Source organism: Mesomycoplasma ovipneumoniae (genome assembly GCF_024758565.1).
Lineage (GTDB): Bacteria > Bacillota_I > Bacilli_A > Mycoplasmatales > Metamycoplasmataceae > Mesomycoplasma > Mesomycoplasma ovipneumoniae_B.
The window spans coordinates 620668-643892 of sequence record NZ_CP079199.1; the positions used below are offsets into that span (position 1 = coordinate 620668).

The 23225-nt window shown below is 27.3% G+C and carries 9 protein-coding genes; 7 read left to right on the top strand and 2 right to left on the bottom strand.

Annotated features, from left to right (window positions below; genetic code table 4):
* Positions 1-904: 904 nt before the first annotated feature.
* The 3 genes from KW512_RS02380 to KW512_RS02390 all read left to right on the top strand — a co-directional run bounded on the left by KW512_RS02380 (position 905) and on the right by KW512_RS02390 (position 5168).
* A complete protein-coding gene (locus tag KW512_RS02380; RefSeq protein WP_258841233.1) occupies positions 905-2722 on the top strand; it encodes a GDSL-type esterase/lipase family protein in 1818 nt (605 codons plus the stop codon).
* A gap of 282 nt (positions 2723-3004) precedes the next feature.
* Positions 3005-4441, top strand: a complete 1437-nt coding sequence (locus KW512_RS02385; RefSeq protein WP_318034555.1) for an MFS transporter — start codon at positions 3005-3007, stop codon at positions 4439-4441.
* Positions 4434-5168 carry a glycerophosphodiester phosphodiesterase family protein gene (locus tag KW512_RS02390; protein WP_258841234.1) on the top strand — a complete coding sequence of 245 codons (735 nt, stop codon included), beginning with the start codon at positions 4434-4436 and terminating at the stop codon, positions 5166-5168. Before KW512_RS02385 ends, KW512_RS02390 begins: the two co-directional genes overlap by 8 nt.
* 726 nt (positions 5169-5894) lie before the next feature.
* Here the strand turns inward: KW512_RS02390 and glyA are convergent.
* Positions 5895-7151 (bottom strand): serine hydroxymethyltransferase, encoded by a 1257-nt coding sequence (glyA, locus tag KW512_RS02395; RefSeq protein ID WP_258841235.1) that lies wholly within the window; start codon positions 7149-7151, stop codon positions 5895-5897.
* 132 nt (positions 7152-7283) lie between these two features.
* Here glyA and secDF point away from each other — a divergent pair, with 132 nt between their 5' ends.
* The 3 genes from secDF to aspS all read left to right on the top strand — a co-directional run bounded on the left by secDF (position 7284) and on the right by aspS (position 12964).
* Positions 7284-9878 (top strand): protein translocase subunit SecDF, encoded by a 2595-nt coding sequence (gene secDF / locus KW512_RS02400; protein WP_258841236.1) that lies wholly within the window; start codon positions 7284-7286, stop codon positions 9876-9878.
* A 97-nt stretch (positions 9879-9975) separates the two neighbouring features.
* The gene (gene hisS / locus KW512_RS02405; protein ID WP_258841237.1) at positions 9976-11262 is read left to right on the top strand and encodes a histidine--tRNA ligase; all 1287 of its coding nucleotides are present in this window, start codon (positions 9976-9978) and stop codon (positions 11260-11262) included.
* Positions 11255-12964, top strand: a complete 1710-nt coding sequence (gene aspS, locus KW512_RS02410; protein WP_258841238.1) for an aspartate--tRNA ligase — start codon at positions 11255-11257, stop codon at positions 12962-12964. The genes hisS and aspS overlap by 8 nt, the downstream gene beginning before the upstream one ends.
* A gap of 824 nt (positions 12965-13788) precedes the next feature.
* Here the strand turns inward: aspS and KW512_RS02415 are convergent.
* Positions 13789-15744, bottom strand: a complete 1956-nt coding sequence (locus KW512_RS02415; protein ID WP_258841239.1) for an ABC transporter ATP-binding protein — start codon at positions 15742-15744, stop codon at positions 13789-13791.
* Positions 15745-16442: 698 nt separating this feature from the next.
* On the opposite strand from KW512_RS02415, the gene KW512_RS02420 reads away from it, so the two are divergent.
* Complete coding sequence (locus KW512_RS02420; protein ID WP_258841240.1) at positions 16443-22373, top strand: MGA_1079 family surface serine endopeptidase; 5931 nt, start codon at positions 16443-16445, stop codon at positions 22371-22373.
* Positions 22374-23225 lie beyond the last annotated feature (852 nt).

The following is a 23225-nucleotide window of genomic DNA, read 5'->3' on the forward strand; positions in this document are numbered from 1 at the left end:
AAAAAGTGTCCTGGTTTAGTTTTGGGCACTTTTTTAACTTTTTTGGCAAACTCAGGAAAAATAACTATCAAGGCAAAAACTCTAAATTTTAAATCTAACACTCATGAATGCAAAATCTACTTATTAATCAAATAAAGCAAACTAAAAAAGCTAAAATTTTAACTTAAAAAGCAAAATTATAAAATATTTAAACTACTTTTTTAGTTTAAAACACTGGCAAAATCAATTTAAATCAATTTATGATGAAACAACAAAAATCATAAAAAAATACAACTACTATTTAAACTCAATGCAAATAGAAAACTCGTTTTTATTTAAATTGAGCCTAAAAAAGCATATGAAGTTTTGAAAGAACAATAACTAAAAGCCATAAATTTGTAGATTTCTAAACGGTCAAATTTAAGGCACTCCATCATATTTAAAAATATAATGGGAAATTCGCATTTTCTGATTTTTTTATGACAAAAACATAACTAATTCCTCCTTAATTCAATATCAAATTTATTAATTCATTCTTAGTGAGGCTTATTATAACATAATTTTATTTTAGACCAAACATTTTTTTTTACAAAAGGTTAGTTTAAAATAATAAAAATTAAGATTTTAGCAGTCAAAAAACACAGATTTACGGCTATTTTTGCGTATTTATATTCACTAAAAAGTGAATTTTTGCCATCAAACTGGCAAACTCAGGAAAAATTTATTTTTGGGCAACCTTTGCTAGAAATTAAGTTTGGTATTTAATAAGGCTAAGAATAATTTTGACTATAAAAATTACATGCAAAAATAAAAAATAATCTTCTGTTTGATAAGTTAATATACTAATTTACATTTTTTTGTTTCTTATCTTTTCTTTTTTTTAGTATAATTTTAAATTTATTAAACTAAAATCGAAAGGAACAGTATGAAATACAAAAATCTTCAAAACTATCCCGTTAGAAAAAGATTAAAATTTATATCATTAGGTTTATTACCAATAGCTACTACAGTAACGTTTGTTGCATGTATCTCATCACAAGAATCAACACAACTTTCAAGATTTAACTATTTAGCAATTGGTGATTCTGTTACCGCCGGATTCAATCAAGATACATATCGCGATTTTCAAGGTAAACTTAACTCAGGAAGCGTAAGTGGTCTTTCGTATCCTTCCTTTTTTGCACACTTTTTGCAAAAATTAAACAAAGATTCGCTTGTTTCATATGATAATTTGGCCTTTTCTGGTGCAACAGTAAAAAATTGACTTAATTTAATTAATCCTACAAAATACCCAGCTGGAAAAGTTGCTGATAATCCTTTTGTGCCTAAAAATAACGATCAAAATACAAAATTCAATGATTTATCTACCGTTTTTGGCAATTTTAATAAATCAAGTTATCCTGAATTAACTCAGAAAATTAAAAGCGCTAATCTTTTAACAATGACTCTTGGTGCTAATGATATTTTCTTAGCTGCAACTAAATTTGGTCCACTTTTATCACCTGAAACATCTGGAATTAAAGAGGAATTGGATAAAATTACTGTAGAAACAGCCCAAGAAACAACTCCTCCTGACCCTAAGAAAAAACCCGATTTAAAACCAAAAATAGCCAAATATATTCAAAACGAAATTTCAGCCAAAATAAAAGAATTAAAATCAGATTTAGAAAATCTTTTAAAAGAATTAAAGACAATTAATCCTAATTTACATATAAATTTACTTCCATATAAATTGCCAAACTCACTTTTAGTACAAGTTTTAAGTAACCTTTTTGCTAACAATTTTGGTTTAGAAAAAGACTATTTCCAAAAAATTACAACAGAAATTAATACTACGATTCGTGAAACAGCCCAAAAAGTTAATGTAAATTATGTTGATCCATTTGATGCAGAAGTTTGAAATGATTCTGATACAACATTAGGAGCCACAAAATTTGATATTCACCCTCAAATTAAGGGATATAAAAAAATAGCTGAGCAATTATTGCTAAAATTAGCGACCGATCAATCTCAAACTGGTGCTGTTGTTGATAGTATCAAAAAATCTACAAAATTCACTGATAACGCTTCAGGAAATTTAACATATAAACGTGTTATTGATTTATCAAGTGTTGCAAAAACTAATGAAGAACTATTGAAGAAAATAAACGATAATAAGTCCGAAACTGATTTCATTAGTGATGAGTCTGAATTTGAAAAAACCCAAAATGCACTAATGAGTGCCGATAAAAGAGATTTGGCTGATTCAATGTTATCAGTTTTAAGTTCAGACATTTTTGGAAAATTAGATTTTAAAGACTTAGTTAAAAAATCACGAAACATTTATGCTAGCAATCTTGTTAAGGTTATTCCTGAATCAGCATCAGAAAAATCTCTAGCAGAAATTTTAAAATCACTTGCAGAATTTGCTAAACCTTATCTAAAGACCCCAGATACTGATATACTTAAAGCTGCACTTAATAAACTATTAGCCGATCTAGAAAAAAATGCAAAAGATCCTAAAAACCACTCAAAAATCACATTTCCTTCAATAATTAATAGTATTATTAATGGCTTTGTTGCAAATCTTAATATAACACAACTTTTAACGGATTTCTTATCAGGTAAGTTTTCATCTTCACCATCTTCACCATCTTCACCATCTTCACCATCTTCACCATCTTCATCATCTTCATCATCTTCATCATCTTCATCATCAACTTCAACAGGTTCAACCCCATCACCTTCAACCTCTAGTTCTTAATCACACCCCTAAAACACGTTATTAAAAATTAATATTCTAAAAACATGACATTTTTTAATGTCATGTTCCCAAATAGTAAATAAAAATGCAACAAATAGTAAAATAATTTTATCGTTGCATTTTTTTTATTTCCATTTATGAAATAATTTAGTAAATTTGTGCTTTTTTAATAAAAATTACGAATATATTTCATATTTGCTTTTTTGGCCGGAATTTTAAAACTTTCTTGCAAATTTATTATATGATTATTAATATAGTAAATTTAATTTTTTGAAAGGAGAAATCATAGTTAAAACAAGATTTTTTAGCAAATTTAAAGATTTTACTTGATCACAAATTTTTGCTTTAATAATATTAGCAGCCGCTGATGTTTTTGTTATTGCTGCCCCTTATTATTTAAAAAATATTGTGCCTAACCTGCACACATATTTAGGAATTCGTGAAGACCAAGTAGCTTCTTTGACAGCCATTATTGGTTGAGTTACACTTGCAACTCAACTACCAGGTGGATTTTTATCTAATAGGATTAGTTCGCGTTGACTCTTATTTATTGCAGTTTTATCAACGGGAATTATTACATTTTGATTTGGTATAACAATCAAAAATGCTCAACAATTAGGTGAAGAAAGTGCTTTGACTCAATATAAAATTATTTGAGGTCTTTGAGGAATTACATCAACCCTAATATTCTGAACCCCACTTTGAAAACTAGTTTCACAGCAAACTGACCAAAAAAACCAAGGTCTTGCTTATGGAATTCAAGGTAGTGCAAATGGTGTAATTGGATTTTTCCTAGTTTTTGTTATTGGTTTAATTATTACATCAGTTTATTATCCAGACAATCAAAATACTAGAGAAATCAATTCTACACCTTTTGCTGCTTATACTTTTACAATCGGTAGTTTTTTAGTAATTACTTCATTTTTGGTTCTCTTTTTTGTTAAAGAGAAAAAAATTGAACGTTATACTAACAAAATTAGTTGAGAATCTATCAAGAAAAATATTAATCAAATTTTTGTCTCACTTAAAAATTGAAAACTATGAATGCTTTCAATTTTTGTAATGGGAATGTATACTTTCCAATCAGTTTTTGCCTATTACTTAGTTCAAGTGTTAAATAATGTCTTTTTAGCACCTACAATTTTAGTTACAATTCTTGGCGGAATTAGAACTTATGGACTTCGAGGTTTAATTAGTTCTTATGTTGGTTACTATGCTGACAAATTTAGAAGTTACATTCTCATTTTAGTTTTAACAGCAGTGACAGGAATGTTTGTTATTTTAACTATTTTACTTCTTACCTTAGCCGGAATTCAAGAGCCTGGAACGCCACTGTTTATCTTCTTTATAATATTGGCTACAATTTTATTCTTAATAGCAGGTTCTCTATCATGAGTAATGGTAACTCTTCGATTTACTCAAGTTGCTGAAATTGAAATTGGTAAAAATAACTATGCAAGTTCAGTTGGAATTCTTTCATTTATTGCCTTTTCACCAGATGCTTGATTCTATGAATTATCAGGATATGTTGGAAAAATCTATACAATTGAAGGACAAACAAATACTTCACCTTTAGGTTACCAATTAATTTTAACAATCGCATTAGGTGTTGCCTTATTTGGAACAATTTGTGGTCTAATAGTCTTTTTACACAATCGCGCTGAACTTAAAAAGCTAGGCAAAACAAATTATCGCTGAAGGGAATTAGATAATGCCTAAAAAACAATTGTTAATAGCGCACCGTGGTTATTCAGGAATCGCACCTGAAAATACCAAACTAGCTTTTGATTTAGCATATGAATTTAATTTTGATGGAATCGAATTAGATGTTCATTTAACTAAAGATAATAGAATAGTTGTCATTCATGACGAGGATACTAAAAGAACAGCTGGTGTGGATAAAATAATTGCAAATAGCACTTTATCTGAATTATATAATGATGATCATAGTTTACATTTTCAACTTGAGACTCGAAAACAAACCATTTTAACACTTGAGGACTTTTTAGATCTTTATCTAGATAAGTTTGAAGTAATTAATGTTGAACTTAAAACTGACCAAACTGAATACATTGGAATTGAAAGAGTTATTGATGACTTATCAGTTAGATATGGGAAAGACTTTTTTGACAAAATAATTTTTTCATCTTTTAATTTTTCAACACTTGAGCGTATGTTTAAATTAAACTCTAAATATCAACTTGGTTTTTTATTTTGAACTAAAACTCAACTAACAAGTGTAAGTCAACAAGAAATTAAACAAATTTGCAAGTACCTCCATCCTTGAATAGATTTATATGACGAAGAACCAGGGATGATTGAAGCTTTTGGTCTACCACTAAACTTATGAACTCTCAAATCAAAAGCCCGCTACCAAAAATATTTAAATAACAAACATGTATATAGTCAAATAAGTAATTACAAATATAGCAAAGATATTAATTAAAACTCAAACCAATAAAAAATCATCTTCTTAAAAATGGAGATGATTTTTGCTAAATAGGAAAAAATAACTATTAAAGAAAAAGCACTAAATTTTAAATCTAACAATCTACTTATTAATCAAATAAAGTAAACTAAAAAAGCTAAAATTTTAACTTAAAACACAGAATATTGAATATTCCTGGCAAAAATAAATTTATGGAAAAAATAACGAAAACCACAAAAAATACAACTACTATTTAAACTCAATGTAAATAGAAAACTCCTTTTTACTTACATTGAGCCTAAAAAAATATGTGAAGTTTTGAAAGAACAATAATTAAAAGCCTTAAATTTGTAGATTTCTAAACGGTCAAATTTAAGGCATTCCATCATATTTAAAAATATAATGGAAAATTCGCATTTTCTGATTTTTTTTATGACAAAAACATAACTAATTCCCCCTTAATTCAATATCAAAATTTATTAATCCATTCTTAGTGAGACTTATTATAACATAAGTTTATTTTAAGCCAAGCATTTTTTTTTTTTTTTTGCAATGGGTTAATTTTAAAATAATAAAAATTAAGATTTTAGTCTCAAAAAACCCGGATTTAGGGGTATTTTTCATATTTAGATTCACTAAAAAGTGAATTTTTGCCATCAAACTGGTGAACTCAGAAAAAAAATAAAAAAACCATCTTCTTAAAAATGAAGATAATTTTTCCTAAATTGAAAATAATTTATTTTTTTAAATTCAGTAACTAGACTTAACTGGAAATTTTTTTGTTAATTCTTGAATTTTTAGCTTAATTTCTTCAATTTCGCTAGGACTTAAATCTTTCTTTTTCAGAACAAAATCAATAATTTCAGCAAGAATAGCAAATTCTTTTTCCTTAAAACCGCGCGAAGTCATTGCTGGAGTGCCAAAACGAATTCCTGAAGTTACAAAAGGACTTAGAGTATCATTTGGAATTGTATTTTTATTTGTAATAATATTTACTGATTCAAGTAAAATTTGTGCTTGTTTGCCTGTTAGATCATAGGTTTTTTTAACATCAACAATAAAAAGGTGATTTTGGGTTTTTCCTGATACAATTCTTGCGCCTTTTTTTGCAAATTCGTTTGCAAAAAAAGCAGCATTTTTAACGATTTGCTCACAATAATCTTTAAATCAAGGCTGCAGTGCTTCGTTAAATGCAACAGCTTTTGCGGCAATTGTATTAAAAAGTGGACCACCTTGAATTCCAGGAAAAACAATTTTGTCGATTTTATTTGCAATTTCCTCAATATCTGTTAAAATCAAGCCACCTCGAGGTCCGCGCAGAGTTTTTTGGGTTGTTGATGTTATTATATGAGCAATTCCAACTGGCGAAGGATGGACGCCTGTGGCAACAAGACCGGCAATATGGGCAATGTCAGCTAGCAAATAGGCTCCAACTTTGTCGGCAATTTGTCGAAAACGAGCAAAATCAATCAAGCCTGAATAAGCTGAATAGCCACAAATTATTAAATTTGGTTTGGTCTCAAGAGCTATTTTTTCGATCTCATCATAATCTAGCATTTCATTTTTGTCAAGAAAATAGCTAATTCCGTTGTAAAAGATTCCAGAAAAATTAACTTTATATCCGTGAGTTAAATGGCCGCCTGAGCTTAAATCAAGACCAAGAATTTTGTCTCCAGGTTTTAAAAGTGCGGCAAAAACGGCTGAATTTGCACTTGAGCCTGAATAGGGTTGAACATTTGCAAATTTTGTCCCAAAAAGTTGCTTTGCACGTTCAATTGCAATTAATTCAATTTTATCAATGAACTCACAGCCACCATAATAGCGTTTTCCGGGATAACCTTCGCCATATTTATTGCTCAGACTTGTTCCATTTGCGCTTAGAACATCTTCGGAAGCATAATTTTCACTGGCAATTAGCTCAATTTGGTCGTTTTGCCTTTGACTTTCTAAATTAATTAGCTCAGAAATTTGTTGATCTTTAATATTAATTTTCTTGTACATTTTTCAAAAAACATAAAAATTATACAATAAAAATAAAGAAAACTCTAAAAAGTGCTAATATTTTGCAAAAAATTTTTTTGCTTTTGCTAAGCAAAACATGGTATAATTTTTAATTTATTAGAAGGGAAAGCCATGAAAATACGCAATTTTTTTGTTAGGTTGTTTTCGCTTAATAGTTGAAAGCGTTTTTTTCTTGCTTTTTTAACATTTTCTTTTCTGGGAAGTGGTGTTTTTCTCGTTTCAAATTACTATATTTCACAGAACATTAATCGCTCAATTGAATATGGTGGTGGTGCTGAAGTTTTAGTTCAAGTTAAAACTTTGGACGGGAAAATTCCATCTTCAAAAGTTGTTCAGGAGGCAGATTCGGCTATTTTTCAGCGCTTAACCGGCGGGGCTAATTTGAATGGTACCAACGTTTTTACCGAAGGTGAAGGTAGAATAAGAATTTCACGTAATAAAATTTCTAATAACCGTGAATTAGATCAATTTATTGAAGAAATAGTCAATAAACCAACACTGACAATTACAGATATTAACACAAATCCACTGTTTTTTGACGGTAAATTCGAAACAAACCTTAGTCTTGAAAATGGTGATGAGTCAAATTGGCTAGTTCCATTTGCTCCTGGTTCTGCCCTTTCACAGCCTAATCCACAAAATCCATCAAGTAATCAAGTATTAATCGAATTAAAAGACAACAATGCTCAATTAGAGTGAACTAAAGCCACTGAATATATTTCAAAATTACCTCAGGGTCAAAACAGAATTTTAATTTGATCTAATATTTCTGAACTTAAAAAAATTGCCCAAGAAAAATTCCCGCTTCAATGGGAAAATGCTAATAAAAATATATATAATTTTTTACACGTTGGCGAAAAAACTACCCCTGATTTTTTGCCAGACCAAAAAATTTTACAACCTTCACTTAAAAAATTTCAGATTGATGCAAAAAGGTATTTAATTTCCGATGCAACAGTTAGTCAAGCTTTAAACGGGCAATCCTTTGTAATTACAGGTAATTTTTCTCCTCAAGAGGCAAAACAATTAGCGCTGGATATTAATTATGGGACTGCTGATTATAAATTAGATTTTTTGTCAGCTTCGTTTGTTAGCAAAACCAAATCTGATTCAGCCTTTATTGCTGGTTGAATCGCAATAGGTCTAGCCATTGGGATAATTTCGTTATTTTTGATTGTAAATTACGGTCTTTTAGGAATTGTTGCAACAATTTCACTTTCACTTTATGTCTTTTTGACATTACTTTTTTTCACAATTGTTCGAGGTGAATATTCTCCAATAACCATTTCAGCGCTTGTTGTTGGAATTGGGATGAATATTGATGCAAATGTGATTAGTTTTGAATTATTTAAGTCGAGAATTTATGCCGGTAATTCCGTAATAAAAGCAAATTCCCAGGCTAATCGTACCTCTTTTAATGCAATTATTGACTCAAATGTTACAACACTGATAGCTGCGCTTGTTTTGTTCTTTTTTGGAACCAAAAATGTAAAAAGTTTCTCAATTACTCTTATTTTTTCAATTGTTTTTACACTAATAGTTACAATTGGATTTACAAAATTTTTCACAAGCTTTATTCTTAAAGCTGATTTTTTACAAAAAAAGAATAGATTTTGACTCTTAGGTATAAAAAACTTTTACTTCAAAAAATATGAACGTGGTTACCAATCGGTTTATTCACGAATTAATTATGAAAAAATTTATAAATATTCTAGATGAACCCCGCTTGTTTTGTTTTTAGGTTCCTTAGTAGTTTTTGCAACATTTGCCGGAATTTACAAGTCTTTTGGTTCAGGCTTTAATTTAGCTATTGATTTTAGTGGTGGGACAAACTTGCTAATTGAAACATCAAATTCAAGTTTTGATTTGATAAACCAAGAAAAAGCTAATAAAATAATTGATTTTTTAAATTCACATAATATTAATAGCACAAATTCGCAAATAATTTTAAATCCTTTAAATGAATCATCTTCTATTTTTAATATTGAAGTCAAAACCCAACTAGACTTAGCTTCCAGACTTTCGAGTCTTAATTCGGAAATTCAAAGTAATTTCTCAAATATTCGAATGACAAACTATTCAATTTCAAATGAAGAAGCACAAAAATTAATTTTTAATGCAATACTCTCAGTTGGTTTAGCGCTTGTTTTTGTAAGTATTTTTACATTGATTAGATTTAAATGAACTTTTTCATTTGCAATTATTCTTTCTCAATTGTTTAATGTTTTGATGGTCTTTTGTGCGATTATTATTACTCGAATTCAAATATCTCAAAATTTGGTTGTTGCAATTTTAACTCTAATTGGTTATACTGTAAATGATACAATTGTTGTATTTGACCGTATTAAGTCCAAATTTAGCGAAACAAATCACGTTGATGTTTACAAAAGTGAAAAAATTAACCAAATTTCATTAGAAGCAATTAAAGATACTGCTAAAAGATCTATTTTTACATCCCTAACAACAATTTTTACAATCATAGTTTTGATGATTTTCTATGAATCAATTGACGTAGTTTTCAGTTTAACAATGCTTATAGGTGTTATAATCGGAACATATTCTTCATTATTTGTCGCAACTAGAATATGAAATAAATTAGAAGCATATCGAAACTATAAAAAACAAAAAAGAATTAACGCTAAATATTGAAATGTTCAGAAGGTTCATGAACAAACATTTGCAAGCATTAATGACTATGAGAAATAAATAACCAAAAATTAAAATAATTACTAAAAAATATCTATTTTAATTTTTGGTTATTATTTTGTTAAAATTTTCGATGGTTTAAAATTAAAGGTTAAAAATGAAAACATTCTTAAATTCAAGTCCTAAGGGTACTTATGATATTGTTGAGCAAGAAAGTGAAATATTCCTAAAAATCCGTAATATTTTTTTTGAATATGCTAGAAAATTTAATTTCTCATATATTGAAACACCAATTTTTGAGTATGCAGAAATTTTCGAAAAAACTAGTCAAATTTCAGATATAGTAACCAAAGAACTCTATAAATTTTTAGATAAATCAAATCGAGAATTAGCTTTGAGACCCGAGGGAACTGCGCCAATCATGCGGGCAATTTGACAGCATAAATTACACCAAGTTGAAAAGAAATTTTTTTATTTTGGACCTATGTTTCGCTATGAAAAGCCACAAAAAGGACGTTTTCGTCAGTTTTACCAAGCCGGATTTGAAATTACTAATTATAAACCAGATTCATTTTTTCTACAGATTTTAGAAGTTATTCTTTTAGTTACTAAAATTCTTGAAAATCTTAAAATTCAAAATTACCAACTTAAAATTAATTACCTTTCAAATTCACAAACAAGAGAAGAATATTGCAAAAATTTAAGTCAATATTTTGAAAAATATATTGATCAACTTGAGCCTATTTCTAAGGCACGCATCAGGAATAATCCTTTGAGAATTCTTGATGACAAAGTAGAATCTTCTAAAGATTTTGTTAAATCAGCCCCAAAAATAAGCGAATTTTGATCAGTTGAAGATAAGAAAAATTTTAATTCAATAATTTCAATTTTTGAAAAATTTAAAATTAATTACGTGATTGATTATTCTTTAGTTCGAGGGCTTGATTATTATGATGAATTTGTTTTTGAATTTATCGATACTGACAAAATTTTAGGCTCAAAATTAACTTTTGCTGGTGGAGGTTGTTATAATAATTTACCACAAAAATTTGGCATGTCTAATTTTAAAAGTATCGGTGTTGCCTTTGGAATTGAGCGTCTAATAGAAATTTTTAAATCTAATTGCCCCACTAAACTAACAAATTTAGATTTTTATTTAATCGGGTTTAGTCAAGATGAAATTCTTAAAAATTTTGAACTTGCAATTTTACTTCGTGAGCAAAATTTTCGAGTTGATTTAAATAAATCGCCTCTATCAATTAAAGATGGATTTCAAAAAGCAAAAAAATCTGGCGCAAAATTTGCTTTTTTCTTTGAAAAAGATGAACAACCTGGCCAAATATCAATTAAAAACCTTCAAACATCTATTAATAAGGTCATTTCACTTTTAAACATTGATTTTAAATTTTTAAGAACAATTATAGACGGAGAAACTCATGTATAATTCAAAAAATTTATCCAAAGATCAAATTGGCAATATAGTTTCAATTCAAGGTTGAGTCCAAAATATTCGCAAAATTAAAAATAAAACCTTTGTGGTAATCCGTGACTATCACGGAATTTTTCAAGTAATTATTGACCAAAATACCAAAAAAACTGATAAATACTCAAAAGAATCTGTTGTTCGTGTTGAAGGTATTTTATCCTTAAGAAGCAATCCAAATACAAAAATTCATAATGGTGATCTTGAAATAAATGCAATAAATTTTGAAACACTTTCATTTTCACAGCCAATCCCGTTTGAAATTTATAACGAGGCTCACGCTAATGAAGATTTACGTTTGGAATACCGATTTTTAGATTTACGTCGGGAAGTAATGCAGAAAAATTTGACTTTTCGTTATAGAGTTTTTCACTATATTCGCTCTTTCCTTTTTGAGAATAATTTTATCGAAATTGAAACCCCGATTTTGTCAAAATCAACACCTGAGGGAGCAAGATCTTTTTTAGTTCCTACTCGTCAAAAAGGAAAATTCTTTGCCTTACCGCAGTCACCTCAAATTTATAAGCAGCTTTTAATGGTTTCTGGATTTGAAAAATACTTCCAATTTGCCCGTGTTTTTCGTGATGAGGATTTAAGAAAAGACCGCCAATTTGAATTTTGTCAACTAGATCTAGAATTTGGCTTTAGTAATTTTGAACAAATCTCTAATCAAATTGAAAACCTTATAAAATATTTGTGAGAAAAAATTTACTCTAATTCAAAAATTGAATTTCCGCGGCTTGATTATGATTTTGTAATTGATAAATATGGAACCGACAAACCTGACTTGCGATTTGAAAATAAATTATTTTCTCTTGATTTTCTTTATGGTCAAGACCCACTTTTCCAAGGAAAAACTCGCGGAATTTTTCTTGAAAATGTTTTAATTTCAAAAGCGGATTACCGAATTTTTTCTGAAAAAATAAGACAACATAATGCAAACAGACTTTTATATATTCATATTGAATCCGGAAAAATTTCATATTTTTCCTTTAAAACTGATGAATCTGTCTTAAAATCTAAGCTTGAAAGTTGACTATCAGACAACAATTATCAAAATGGAACTTTATTTTTAATTTCTGATAATTATCAAGAAACATCATTGGCTCTTGGGGCTCTACGAAATTTATTGGCACAAAAATACGACCTTATTAATAAAGATGAATTTAAATTTGCCTGAATTATTAACTGACCGCTTTTTGAGCTTGATTCAAATCAGCAAATAACTTCCGCTCACCACCCATTTACCGCACCGCTTGTTGAAAATATTGAATTTTTAGATACTGATCCTATAAAAGTTCGTGCTCAGTCTTATGATCTTGTCCTTAATGGTTTTGAACTTGGTTCTGGTTCGATAAGAATTAATAATTCTGAATTACAAAGTAAAATTTTTAGAATTTTAGGTCTTAATCAAGATCAAATTAATCTTCAATTTGGTACTCTTTTAAAGGCTTTTAATTTTGGAGTCCCACCTCATGGAGGGTTTGCTTTTGGTCTTGATCGTCTAATTATGATTTTATTACAAACAAACTCAATTCGTGATGTTATTGCTTTTCCAGTAAATTCAAAAGGTTTGGACTTATTACTAAATTCACCTTCATCAATAAATCCTGAATTATTATCTGAATACAATATCAAAATTAGCGACACGGATAAAGAATAATTTCTAAAAAGTGAGCAAATTTTGAAAAAACAGGGTAAATTAGTGCATTAATTTAAGTAAAAAGTCATTAATTTTCCCGAGTTTTCCAGTTTGATAAGATAATCTTAAAAAAGTGTCCTGGTTTATTAGTTTTGGACACTTTTTTAACTTTTTTGGCAAAAGTTAATTACCTATTTTAAAACATGACAAAAATCAATTTATGGATAAAACAATAAAAATCATAAAAAAGTACAACTACTATTTAAACTCAATGCAAATAGAAAACTCGTTTTTAGTTACATTGAGCCTAAAAAAATATATGAAGTTTTGAAAGAACAATAATTAAAAGCCCTAATTTCTAGATTTCTAAACGGTGAAATTTAAGGCATACCATCATATTCAAGAATATAATGGAAAAGTCGAATTTTCTGATTTTTTTATGACAAAAACATAACCAATTCCCCCTTAATTCAATATCAAATTTATTAATTATTCTTAAGTGAGATTTATTATAACATAATTTTTTCTTAGACCAAACATTTTTTTTTTTTTTTTACAAAGAGCTAATTTCAAAACTATAGAAATTAAGGTTTTAGTGTCAAAATACCCATAAATCCGGGTATTTTTTCATATTTACATTCACTAAAAAGTGAATTTTTACCATCAAACTGGCAAACACAGGATTTAAGCAAAAAGCAACTAATTTTTGCCTTTAAAACAGCACAAAAAAACCTAAAGAATTAAGCCTTGAAAAGCTTTAAATCTTTAGGAATTTATAATAAATAACAGAGAGATTTGCAAACTTAGATAAAATTTAGTCTTAATATAGAAGTAAAATCCAAAAATTAGAATTGCTCAAATTTTAGCAATTTAATTACCGGTTTACGATAGCTTAGTCAAGAAATTATTAGGTAAATTACCGAAATAGACGCGAACATTATAAGTCATATTATTATAAGTAAAGTCCCAACTTGGCTTAGTGAGGGTAGTAAAATATCTTGACCAATTATTGCGGTATAAATTTTTCCCATTGACGGAAGAAAAACAACTGAATTAATAAACAAAATAAAGAGCGAAATTATAATAATATTTAGCCAATGGTAAAAGAAAATTTGTCAGGTTTTAGCACTTAATGCCTTAAGAATTCCAATTAATTTCATTTTTGAATCGCTCAGGTTTTTAGCATAAAAGACTGTTTGAATTAGCAAAATTATAATAAATAAAACTAAAATAGCACCAATAACTATATTTGTAAATGATTGTGTATTTAATATTGATTTTGATATACCACCTAGAGACGATTGGATTTCAAATTCTTTGTTGTTTTTAGTAAAGTTTTCAATATTATTAGCTAAATCATCATCAATATTAAAATACAGTTTCAATATTCACGGGTCAATTTTTTCTGGCTTATCGTTGTCAAGATTTTCATTTGGCTGCCCGCTGTTTTTCTGCACAGGTTTTGCTAGTTCAAAAAATTTATGATGTAAAAAGCTAAAATTTAGACTATCTAAAGTAGCCAAGTTACTTATACCAACTACTTTTAGATCTACAGCTGTGTTTCGAAAACTTGTGACACTAATTTTTTGATTGTTTGGTTCTTCTATATTAAATTTTGTTGCCAGCGATTTTGAAATTATTATTTCATCTTTGTTTTGAATATTTCTGCCTACTAAATTTTTGTTGTCAAAAATAAATCTGTTTTTAAAAAAATCACTTTCATCAATATAATCAACAGAAGAATCAAACTCTGTTTTATCGCCATAAGTAAAAGTAAGCTTAGGAAAATTAAAAAAAGGAACAATTTTTACAATTTTTGGGTTATCTTCTTTAAGTTTTGTGATTTCATCAGTAGAAAATGTGGCTATTTCTCCATTTGGTTTTTTGGTTATTACAACCGAATCTAATTGATATTCAATCGTATTTTGCAAATTAGTGCTGCTAATATTTAAATTTAAGACGCCAAATAACAGTGTCCCGAAAAAACTAGTTAAAAAAAGCAATAAAAATAAAATACTTGAAGTAAGTTTTGATTTAAAGTCTGTGATTGTTAATAAAAAACCTGTCTTAAATTCCTGTTTAATTTTTGAAAGTTTGGAATTTTTAGCTGTTTTTTGATATTTTAAATCACTGTTTTTAGCAATTAAGGACTGATTTTGACTATTTTTGTCAAAAATTTCCTCAGTAATTTTGTTTTTTTCAATATAAACAATTTTGTCGGCATATTTTTTTGCTAAATCAAGGTTATGACTAACTACTAAAATAGTTTTATTTTTGGCAATATTAGTTAAATTTTCAAATACAATTTTTGCATTTTCAATATCTAAATTTCTTGTTGGTTCATCAAGTAATATAAAACTACTATCACGTGAAAGTGAACGTAAAATTGCAATTCTTTGCCTTTCGCCCCCAGATAAATTATTTACTTTTTGCTCAAGTTGTTCAGTTTTTATCGACATTAAATTTGCATTTTGGTTTAATGCATTTTTGTCTAAAAGTTTATTTATTACATTATTTCCTATCAAAATATTGTCATTAGATGTAATTTTTTCAATTAAATTAAAATCTTGAAAAACAACATCAACTAATGGTTTTTTAATTTCAGAACCATTTTCATCAAAAAAAGAAATGTTTCCACTATCTTTTTTTGTAAAACCGGCAATTAAATTAATAAGAGTTGTCTTACCAATCCCTGATTCACCAACTACAAAAGTTACTTTGTTCGAAGGAATTTCAAGATTTAGTGAACTAAAAATAAATTTATGATCAATTTTTTTTGTTAAATTTTGAATTTTTATCATCTAAATAAACCTCTTGTTTGGAATTAAATATTTCAATAGGAACTTTGTCATATTTTTAGGTCATGTTTATTAAATTAAAAAGAAGGACTAGCATAACCACTAATTCAAGAATTAATAAATAGTTTTATTTTATCTACAGTATTATCTGTATCCTTTTCTCATCAATATGAATTTCTTTTAAACCAGATTTTAGCCTTTCCTTTTCACTACTTATTGTTTTTTAATGATGAAATTATAGCAAATTTTTAGTTTTTTAAATACATTTATTTATTAAATGAAAAAAAATTTAAAAAAATTAAAAAATCAATTATCTCTAAAATAAATTAGTATAAAAAATTTAACAATTAGCTTTTTTTGAGTGATTTTGATTGCAGTCTTTTGTTTATATTTTCTGACATTTGGTCTTAAAAAATGTGAAAATAATTTAGCTCATATAAAAACTTGGGCTTTTATATGAAAAGTGACTTTAAAGTCTTGAATTGTTATACAAATAAATGAACTTATTTTTTAGAAGCAATAATTACATTTTCAAAATTTTGGCGTTCAAGACTGATTAATTCTAGCCGCAAAACCCCATGAAAATTTAATAGGATTGTTTAAAAATAAATTAATACACTTATTAAAATTGAAACATATACGTTTTTTAATTATTTGTTATATAATTACATAATTAAAACTCTCACGAAATAGGAAAAATTATGAACAGAAAAAAAGTAAAAACCAATCCAATATTTTTATTTGGGGTTGGTATTGTTTCGTTTGTTGTTGCGTCTTGCTCAACCTCAAACCCAAATTCATTTCAAAATTACATCGATCCAAATCAAAGTCTTCAAAAAAATCAGGTAGATAATTTTTTTCTTCAGTATCCTAATTTTCCTGAAGTTATTAAAAATAAAATAAAAGATAGTTTAAACATTTCCTCACAAAATTTTTCAAATTCAGAATACTTACCCAAACTTTCTCAATTTGTAGAACAATACTTATCAACATTAGATTTGTTTCAAAAATTCGAGTCGAATTTTAAATCTAAGACAATTGATAAGTCTTTTAGTGTTAACGAGGAAAAATACAATAATTTAAAAAGTGAAATTGAATCGTTTAATCAAAAAATTCTAAATTCATCTAATTTTGAAACTAAATTGGATGAGTTTTTAGTCAAAATAAGCAAATTAAGCACGGAAATTACTAAAACCAATGACACCTTTAGTCAGGAAGTTTCAACTTTTAGTTGATTTAATACGGTTTTAAAACACGCAAACCTTGTTAATCTTAAAGCCTTAAGCGCACAAATTAATGACAAAATTACCACTTTATATAAAAACGATAATAAAGAAGAAATTGAAAATTTCACCTCAAATTTACTCATATTAGAAAATATTATTGCTCAAATTAAATCAATAAAAAATGAATATTCAACTGAGAGCAATGAAACCTTCAATAGTTTAATTACAAATTTTAATTCAAATATAAATTCTGGTAATTTAATTAACAATGTCACTGATTCAATTCAAAATCTTAAAAATATCCAAACTAATTTAGAAAAAATTGTTAATAAGTCAGCAGAAAAAAACGAAAAATTACAAGAATTAAAAAAATCTGCTATTTTAGAAGTTGATAAAACCGCTAATTTATCCCAAACAGTTCAAAGTAATTTTAAAGAAAAAATAAATAACTCAATTACTGAATTACAAATTAGTCAAATTAAGGAATTTATTTCAGAATTAGAGCGTGTTGCATCACTTCTATCTTCATTGAAAACAGAAAAAATAGAATTAGAAAATGATTCTAATTATTTAAATTCTGAAAATAAAACAGAATTAGATGGTCTAATGAGTTCCTTAAATTTATTAGACCAAGAAAATAAGCTTGTATTAAATGATGAGATTTCCACTAATACAAAATATTTTTTATCTAATGTTTTAACAGTCTATGAAAATGTAAAATCAGAAATAGCACGTCTTAATGGTAGTGTGAAGTTAAGTGAAGCTAAAAAAACTTTGGAAAATCAATTATTACCGAACAAATTTAGCCCAAATTTTATTTCTAATATTAAAACACTGGCAGATTCAAAAAAATTAGTTTCTGATATTAAACTTATAAGTTCTTATATTTTAAAATTAGCAGATTCCCTTGATTTGTATAGTGTTGAAGTGAAAAATTTTCAATTATTATTGAAAAACTCAAGTACATCTATAACAAATAAGCAAGAACTTGAAGAAAAAAATAACAAAATTAAACAAAAATTAGACCAAAATCTCCGACTCAATCAGATTGATAATGAAAATTTGGCCACATTTGCTGATGAATTTGTTAATTTAGTCTCTTCATTTTCTCAAACAATTTTAGATTCAAAAACGCAAAATGACCAAATTGTGCAAGAAAAACCACCAGCAAAAATTGCGCAAAATTTATCTGATTTTAAACAGCAAGCTCAAAATGCCCTAAAAATTAGTCTTGATGACCAAGGGCTTGACCATCACAGTATAAAAAAATATCTTACTTCTGCTTCATTTAACCTTCAAAATGCAAATCTTTGGTTAAAAAAACCACAAAATAATGAAATAAATTTCAAATTATTAGACTTATCATTAGATAATAACGACAGAAATATTTTAGTCCTTAAATATCAGGCGAATTCAATAGAAAACCCTTCAAATTCAACAATTTTATCCACCCAACTTTTAATTCCTAATAATGATGTTGACTTAAACAAGATAGTCTCTTCGTTAAATATAGATTTTCTTGATGACTATTTTGATATTAACTATAATTCGTTCCTTGATTTTGAAAAAGAAGCCTTACGCAAGCAAGACGTAAAAAAATTTATTTCAGAAAATTTTTCCCAATCAAAACAAAGAATAGAAAAATTTTTCCATGTTGCATTATCAGACCAACCTGAATTAACTTTTACCAGTGATAACAAAATATCCTTAAATTTAGATATTAAATTTAATAACCAAGTTATTAAAACAGTCAGTGTTAAATCCAAGAACCAAGTTAATTTTAAACAAAAAGAAAACGTGCCAGTAAAAATTGGATATACTCAAAACTTTAAAAACACCAGTTTTTATAATCAAACTTACCTTAGTGATTCTGAATATGTTGATTTTGATTTTACAAGGTCAAAAAATCATTTAGATTATTTTTGGCAAATCGAAGAACCATTAGGTGCCGGCGGGGTTGGTAGTTACTGATTTTATAAATATTTATTAAAACCAACGTTAGAATCATTGCAAAAAACAGGCCAAATTGCTGCAAATAAAAGATTTAAAACTTTTGAACAAAACCCAAGAGTTGTAAAAGTTTCAGAAATTGGTTCAGAAAACCCAACACAACAAGATGAATTAGGTAAGGCTGACCTTGATAAAATTTTTGATAAAATTTTAAAAGATCAACAATTTTTTACCTATGAAATTCCTAAAGATGCCACAATTTCTTTTTCAACTTTTGATGTTGAAAAAGAAAAAAGAAGAATTTTAACCTCAAGTACTAGTCAAAGTATTTACCTAAAATTATTAATAAAAAATGGCCAACACACTAGAGAAGAAATTCTACAATTTGCACCTAAAGATTACTTAAAACCAATTTTATCACCGCGTGATAAAGCTGATTTAGCGTTAATTGAAGAAATTTTAAGTGATTCTAGTGGTAAAAAATTATTTAAAAATACAAAAATTAAGGATATTGATTATACCCACGGTCAAATTTCACTAGCCGGAAAAACGAATTTAGAAATAATTGACTCACTTAACAAACTTTATACATTTGCTAAAATCGGTAAATTTGAAATTTTTGCAAAAGATGTTATTTCCACAAACATTTTAAAAGGTGAGGCAAAAATTTTCTTTTGATACAGATTTAATGGCTTAGAATTTCCACTAATTGTTGAAGGAATTAAAACTTCTGAAGAGTTCAAAACTGAAAAAGCCATTAGTTTTTCAAATTGACTGCCAGCCACTTATAGTGATATTAAGCCTAAAAATGGTTCTAATTTCACCAGCGAAGATTTTTCACCAATTCCAGAAGAAACTGGGCAAAGGGATAGAAATGGTAAACCAATTGTAAAACCCAACCAGATTCCTGATAATGATAAATCAATAATTGATAATATTAATAGTCGCCACTTTGATTATCGTAGAGTAGGTGGTGAATTTTATAAAAAAGTACAAAAACACGTAAAATATAGACTAATTGATCCCGCTGATATAGTTGAACAAAAGGCTGAATCAAAGTTAAATTATTTACTTCAAATTAAAGCTAACAATAATAGTGTTAAAGATAATAATTTAGATAAGTTTAAAAATACAGAAGTCAAACTTGAAGACGAAGACAAAAAAACTGTACAAAATAGTGAAAAATTGCCAATAATTGTCGAAAAGCAAATATTTTTTAATACTGATCCTGAAGTTACGCTTGATACTTCAAAAATTTTAAAGAATTATTTTGTCTATTATTATGATGTTAAAACCACTAATATACCAGGGGAAATGATTTTTAAACTTGGTTTTATTAACAAAAATAATACAAATATCCGCTATAGTTCTAAGAAAGACATAAAATTACAAAACTTAGAAAACGATTATAAAAACAAACTTTATCCTGAAATAATTCTAAATAGAATCAAATTTTCTGATTTTGTTGCCAAAAATAATAGTTCACTTACACAACAAGCGTTAAATAACAACAATTTTAAAGATCTTTTTGACATCAAAGAAGAAGCTCTTAAGTATAATAATTTTAAAATCTCAAAAGAAAATTTACAATTTCTTGAGACAAAAAAACATAATAATAAATTATATTTCCGTCTAAAATATGTTAATGGATCACATATTGTTGAAGGATCAACTTGATATTTTTTAACAAATATAAATAACCAAAATATTCAGACCAATATAGATTTAGACACACAAAAGCCATTAGTTACTTTATTTGATTCTGGAAATGAAGTAATTAGAAGTCGTGAAATTGAACCTTATTATAAAGATTTATATTGAAATTACGATAATTCTACAAAAACAGCTAAATGAACATTAAAAGAAAAGTATTTTTCTGAAACATTTTTAAAGAATAATCCTAAAAACCGGAAAATAAAACTACAATTATTTGCAAATGCTTTAGTTCAAAATACCCAAAGGCTTACCCGAATTACTGGTGGAACTGACTTAATCACAAAACAACCAACTAAAGGCGGTTATGATTTTAGTTTTGACTTTGAAAAATTAGCAAGTGGCCAAATAATAGTAGTTAATGAAAAAACCAAAAATGTATTTTTTGAGGAACCAAACAAAAAATTTGAGCATTTTAGTTTCAATTTAAGTGCTCAATATATAAAAAATCAAGGAATTGAATTCAAATTATGACTAAATAATTCAAATCTTGGTTTAATAGTTGATAATGTTCTTAATCATGTTGAAAAAGGTGTTGAGTTTTATAATAGCCCAAAATTTGACACTTTTGATCCAAAAAAAGCCTTTATTATACATAAAGCAGGAGCAAGAGTTCATATTGAATACACAAACTCGCTTGAAAACGAAGATTTTGGCTCTAAAACAAATCAATTTGATTATAAAAATATTGACTACACTAATGAAGAACAACCAATTTCATTTTTTACCAATTCAGATGCTTACAATTTAGAAAAATATAACCCAAACCAAAATGTTCCTTATAAATTACATGAAGGATATTTACAAGATTTAGACTTTTTACATAAATCTTGGGACACTAAAAATTTCCCACTGGCAAAAAATTTATTATCAAGAACATTTGGCTTTACTTTTGGAAGTGCAACTATGCTTGCAAAAGTAAATGACGACCCAAATGATGGCAAATTTTACATAATCACAAATAATCATGTCGAAGGTGGCGGAAAATTTGATTTAAGTTCCCTTCTTGGTAAAGATTTAACTAAATTTTTATCAAATAGTCGTTACATGGCTATTGGAAGTAAATATTATGCTAATTCAATTGATGGTGGTTATAGCTACTGAGGTGGACAAATCAGTGTCAAAAATGTTTCTGCTTGACTAGTTTGAACAGGTACTAAGCAAGTGGATGTAAATGAAAAAAATCCAAAATTTGTTGACATATCTGTTTTAATAGTTGATATTAAACCTTTAATTCAAGCGGCTTATGAAAAAGGAGAATTCCAAAAAGCAGCCTGATTATTAAATTGATATAAATTACCTAACTTAAAATTAAATACAAATGGTCAATCAGATTTAACATTTTTTGGCCCAAATGTTAAACATTTTGGAATGAATGGATTTCCTTATGCAAAACAAAGTGGTTATATAATTAATAGGGCTAATTCAGATCAACAAAATATTTCTATTTCAAATCAAAAAGGCTATACTCCTACATATTTTAATGCCGGTAATTCCGGAACTGGAGTATTAGGGCTAAATGATGAGTATATATCAACGATTAATGCAGGTTCACCGCTTACATTTTTACAAAGTTGGAATTATTCAACAGCAAGTCATAATTATTTTGGAATAAATTGACAAAATGAAAAACCACTTGAACTAAAAAATAAATTTAGTTTGTCTGCGATGATAATGAGACTTAATGCTCAAAATCCGCTTGAATATAATCTCCCGTGGTTTTTCAAGGATTTTGACAAGTAAAATAATTTTAAAGTCCCGAATTTCCCAGTTTAATGAGATAATTTTAAAAAAGTGTGGGTTTTCCACGCTTTTTTGACTTTTTTGGCAAACTCAGCAAAAAATAACTATCAAAGCAAAAACACTAAATTTTAAATCTAACACTCATGAATGCAAAACCTACTTGCTAATCAAATAAGCAAAACTAAAAAAGATAAAATTTTAACTTAAAAAGCAAAATTATGAATTTTTAAACTGCTTTTTTAGTTTAAAACACTGCCAAAAATGATAAAAAAATACAACTACTATTTAAACTCAATGTAAAAAGAAAACTCGTTTTTACTTACATTGAGCCTAAAAAAACATATGAAGTTTTGAAAGAACAATAATTAAAAGCCATAAATTTGTAGATTTCTAAACGGTTAAATTTAAGGCAATCCATTACATTAAAAAACGTAATGGAAAATTCGCATTTTCTGTTTTTTTTATGACAAAAACATCCTTAATTCCTCCCTAATTCAATATCAAAATTTATTAATTTATTCTTAGTGAGATTTATTATAACATAATTTTTTCTTAGACCAAGCATTTTTTTTTTTTTTTTGCAAAGGGTTAATTTTAAAATAATAAAAATTAAGATTTACCGTCAAAAAACCCGGTTTACGAGTATTTTTGCATATTTATATTCACTAAAAAGTGAATTTTTGCCATCAAACAGGGGAACTCAGAATGATTTTATTGACATTAAAAATAAAAAGTTCAAAATCAATTTAGTCAAAAAAGTCGCAAAAATTTGATAAAAATAGCTAAAAAAAGAGTAAAATTTACTTTTAAAACATAAAATAAAGTAAATTTTACTATTTTATTGAAATAAAA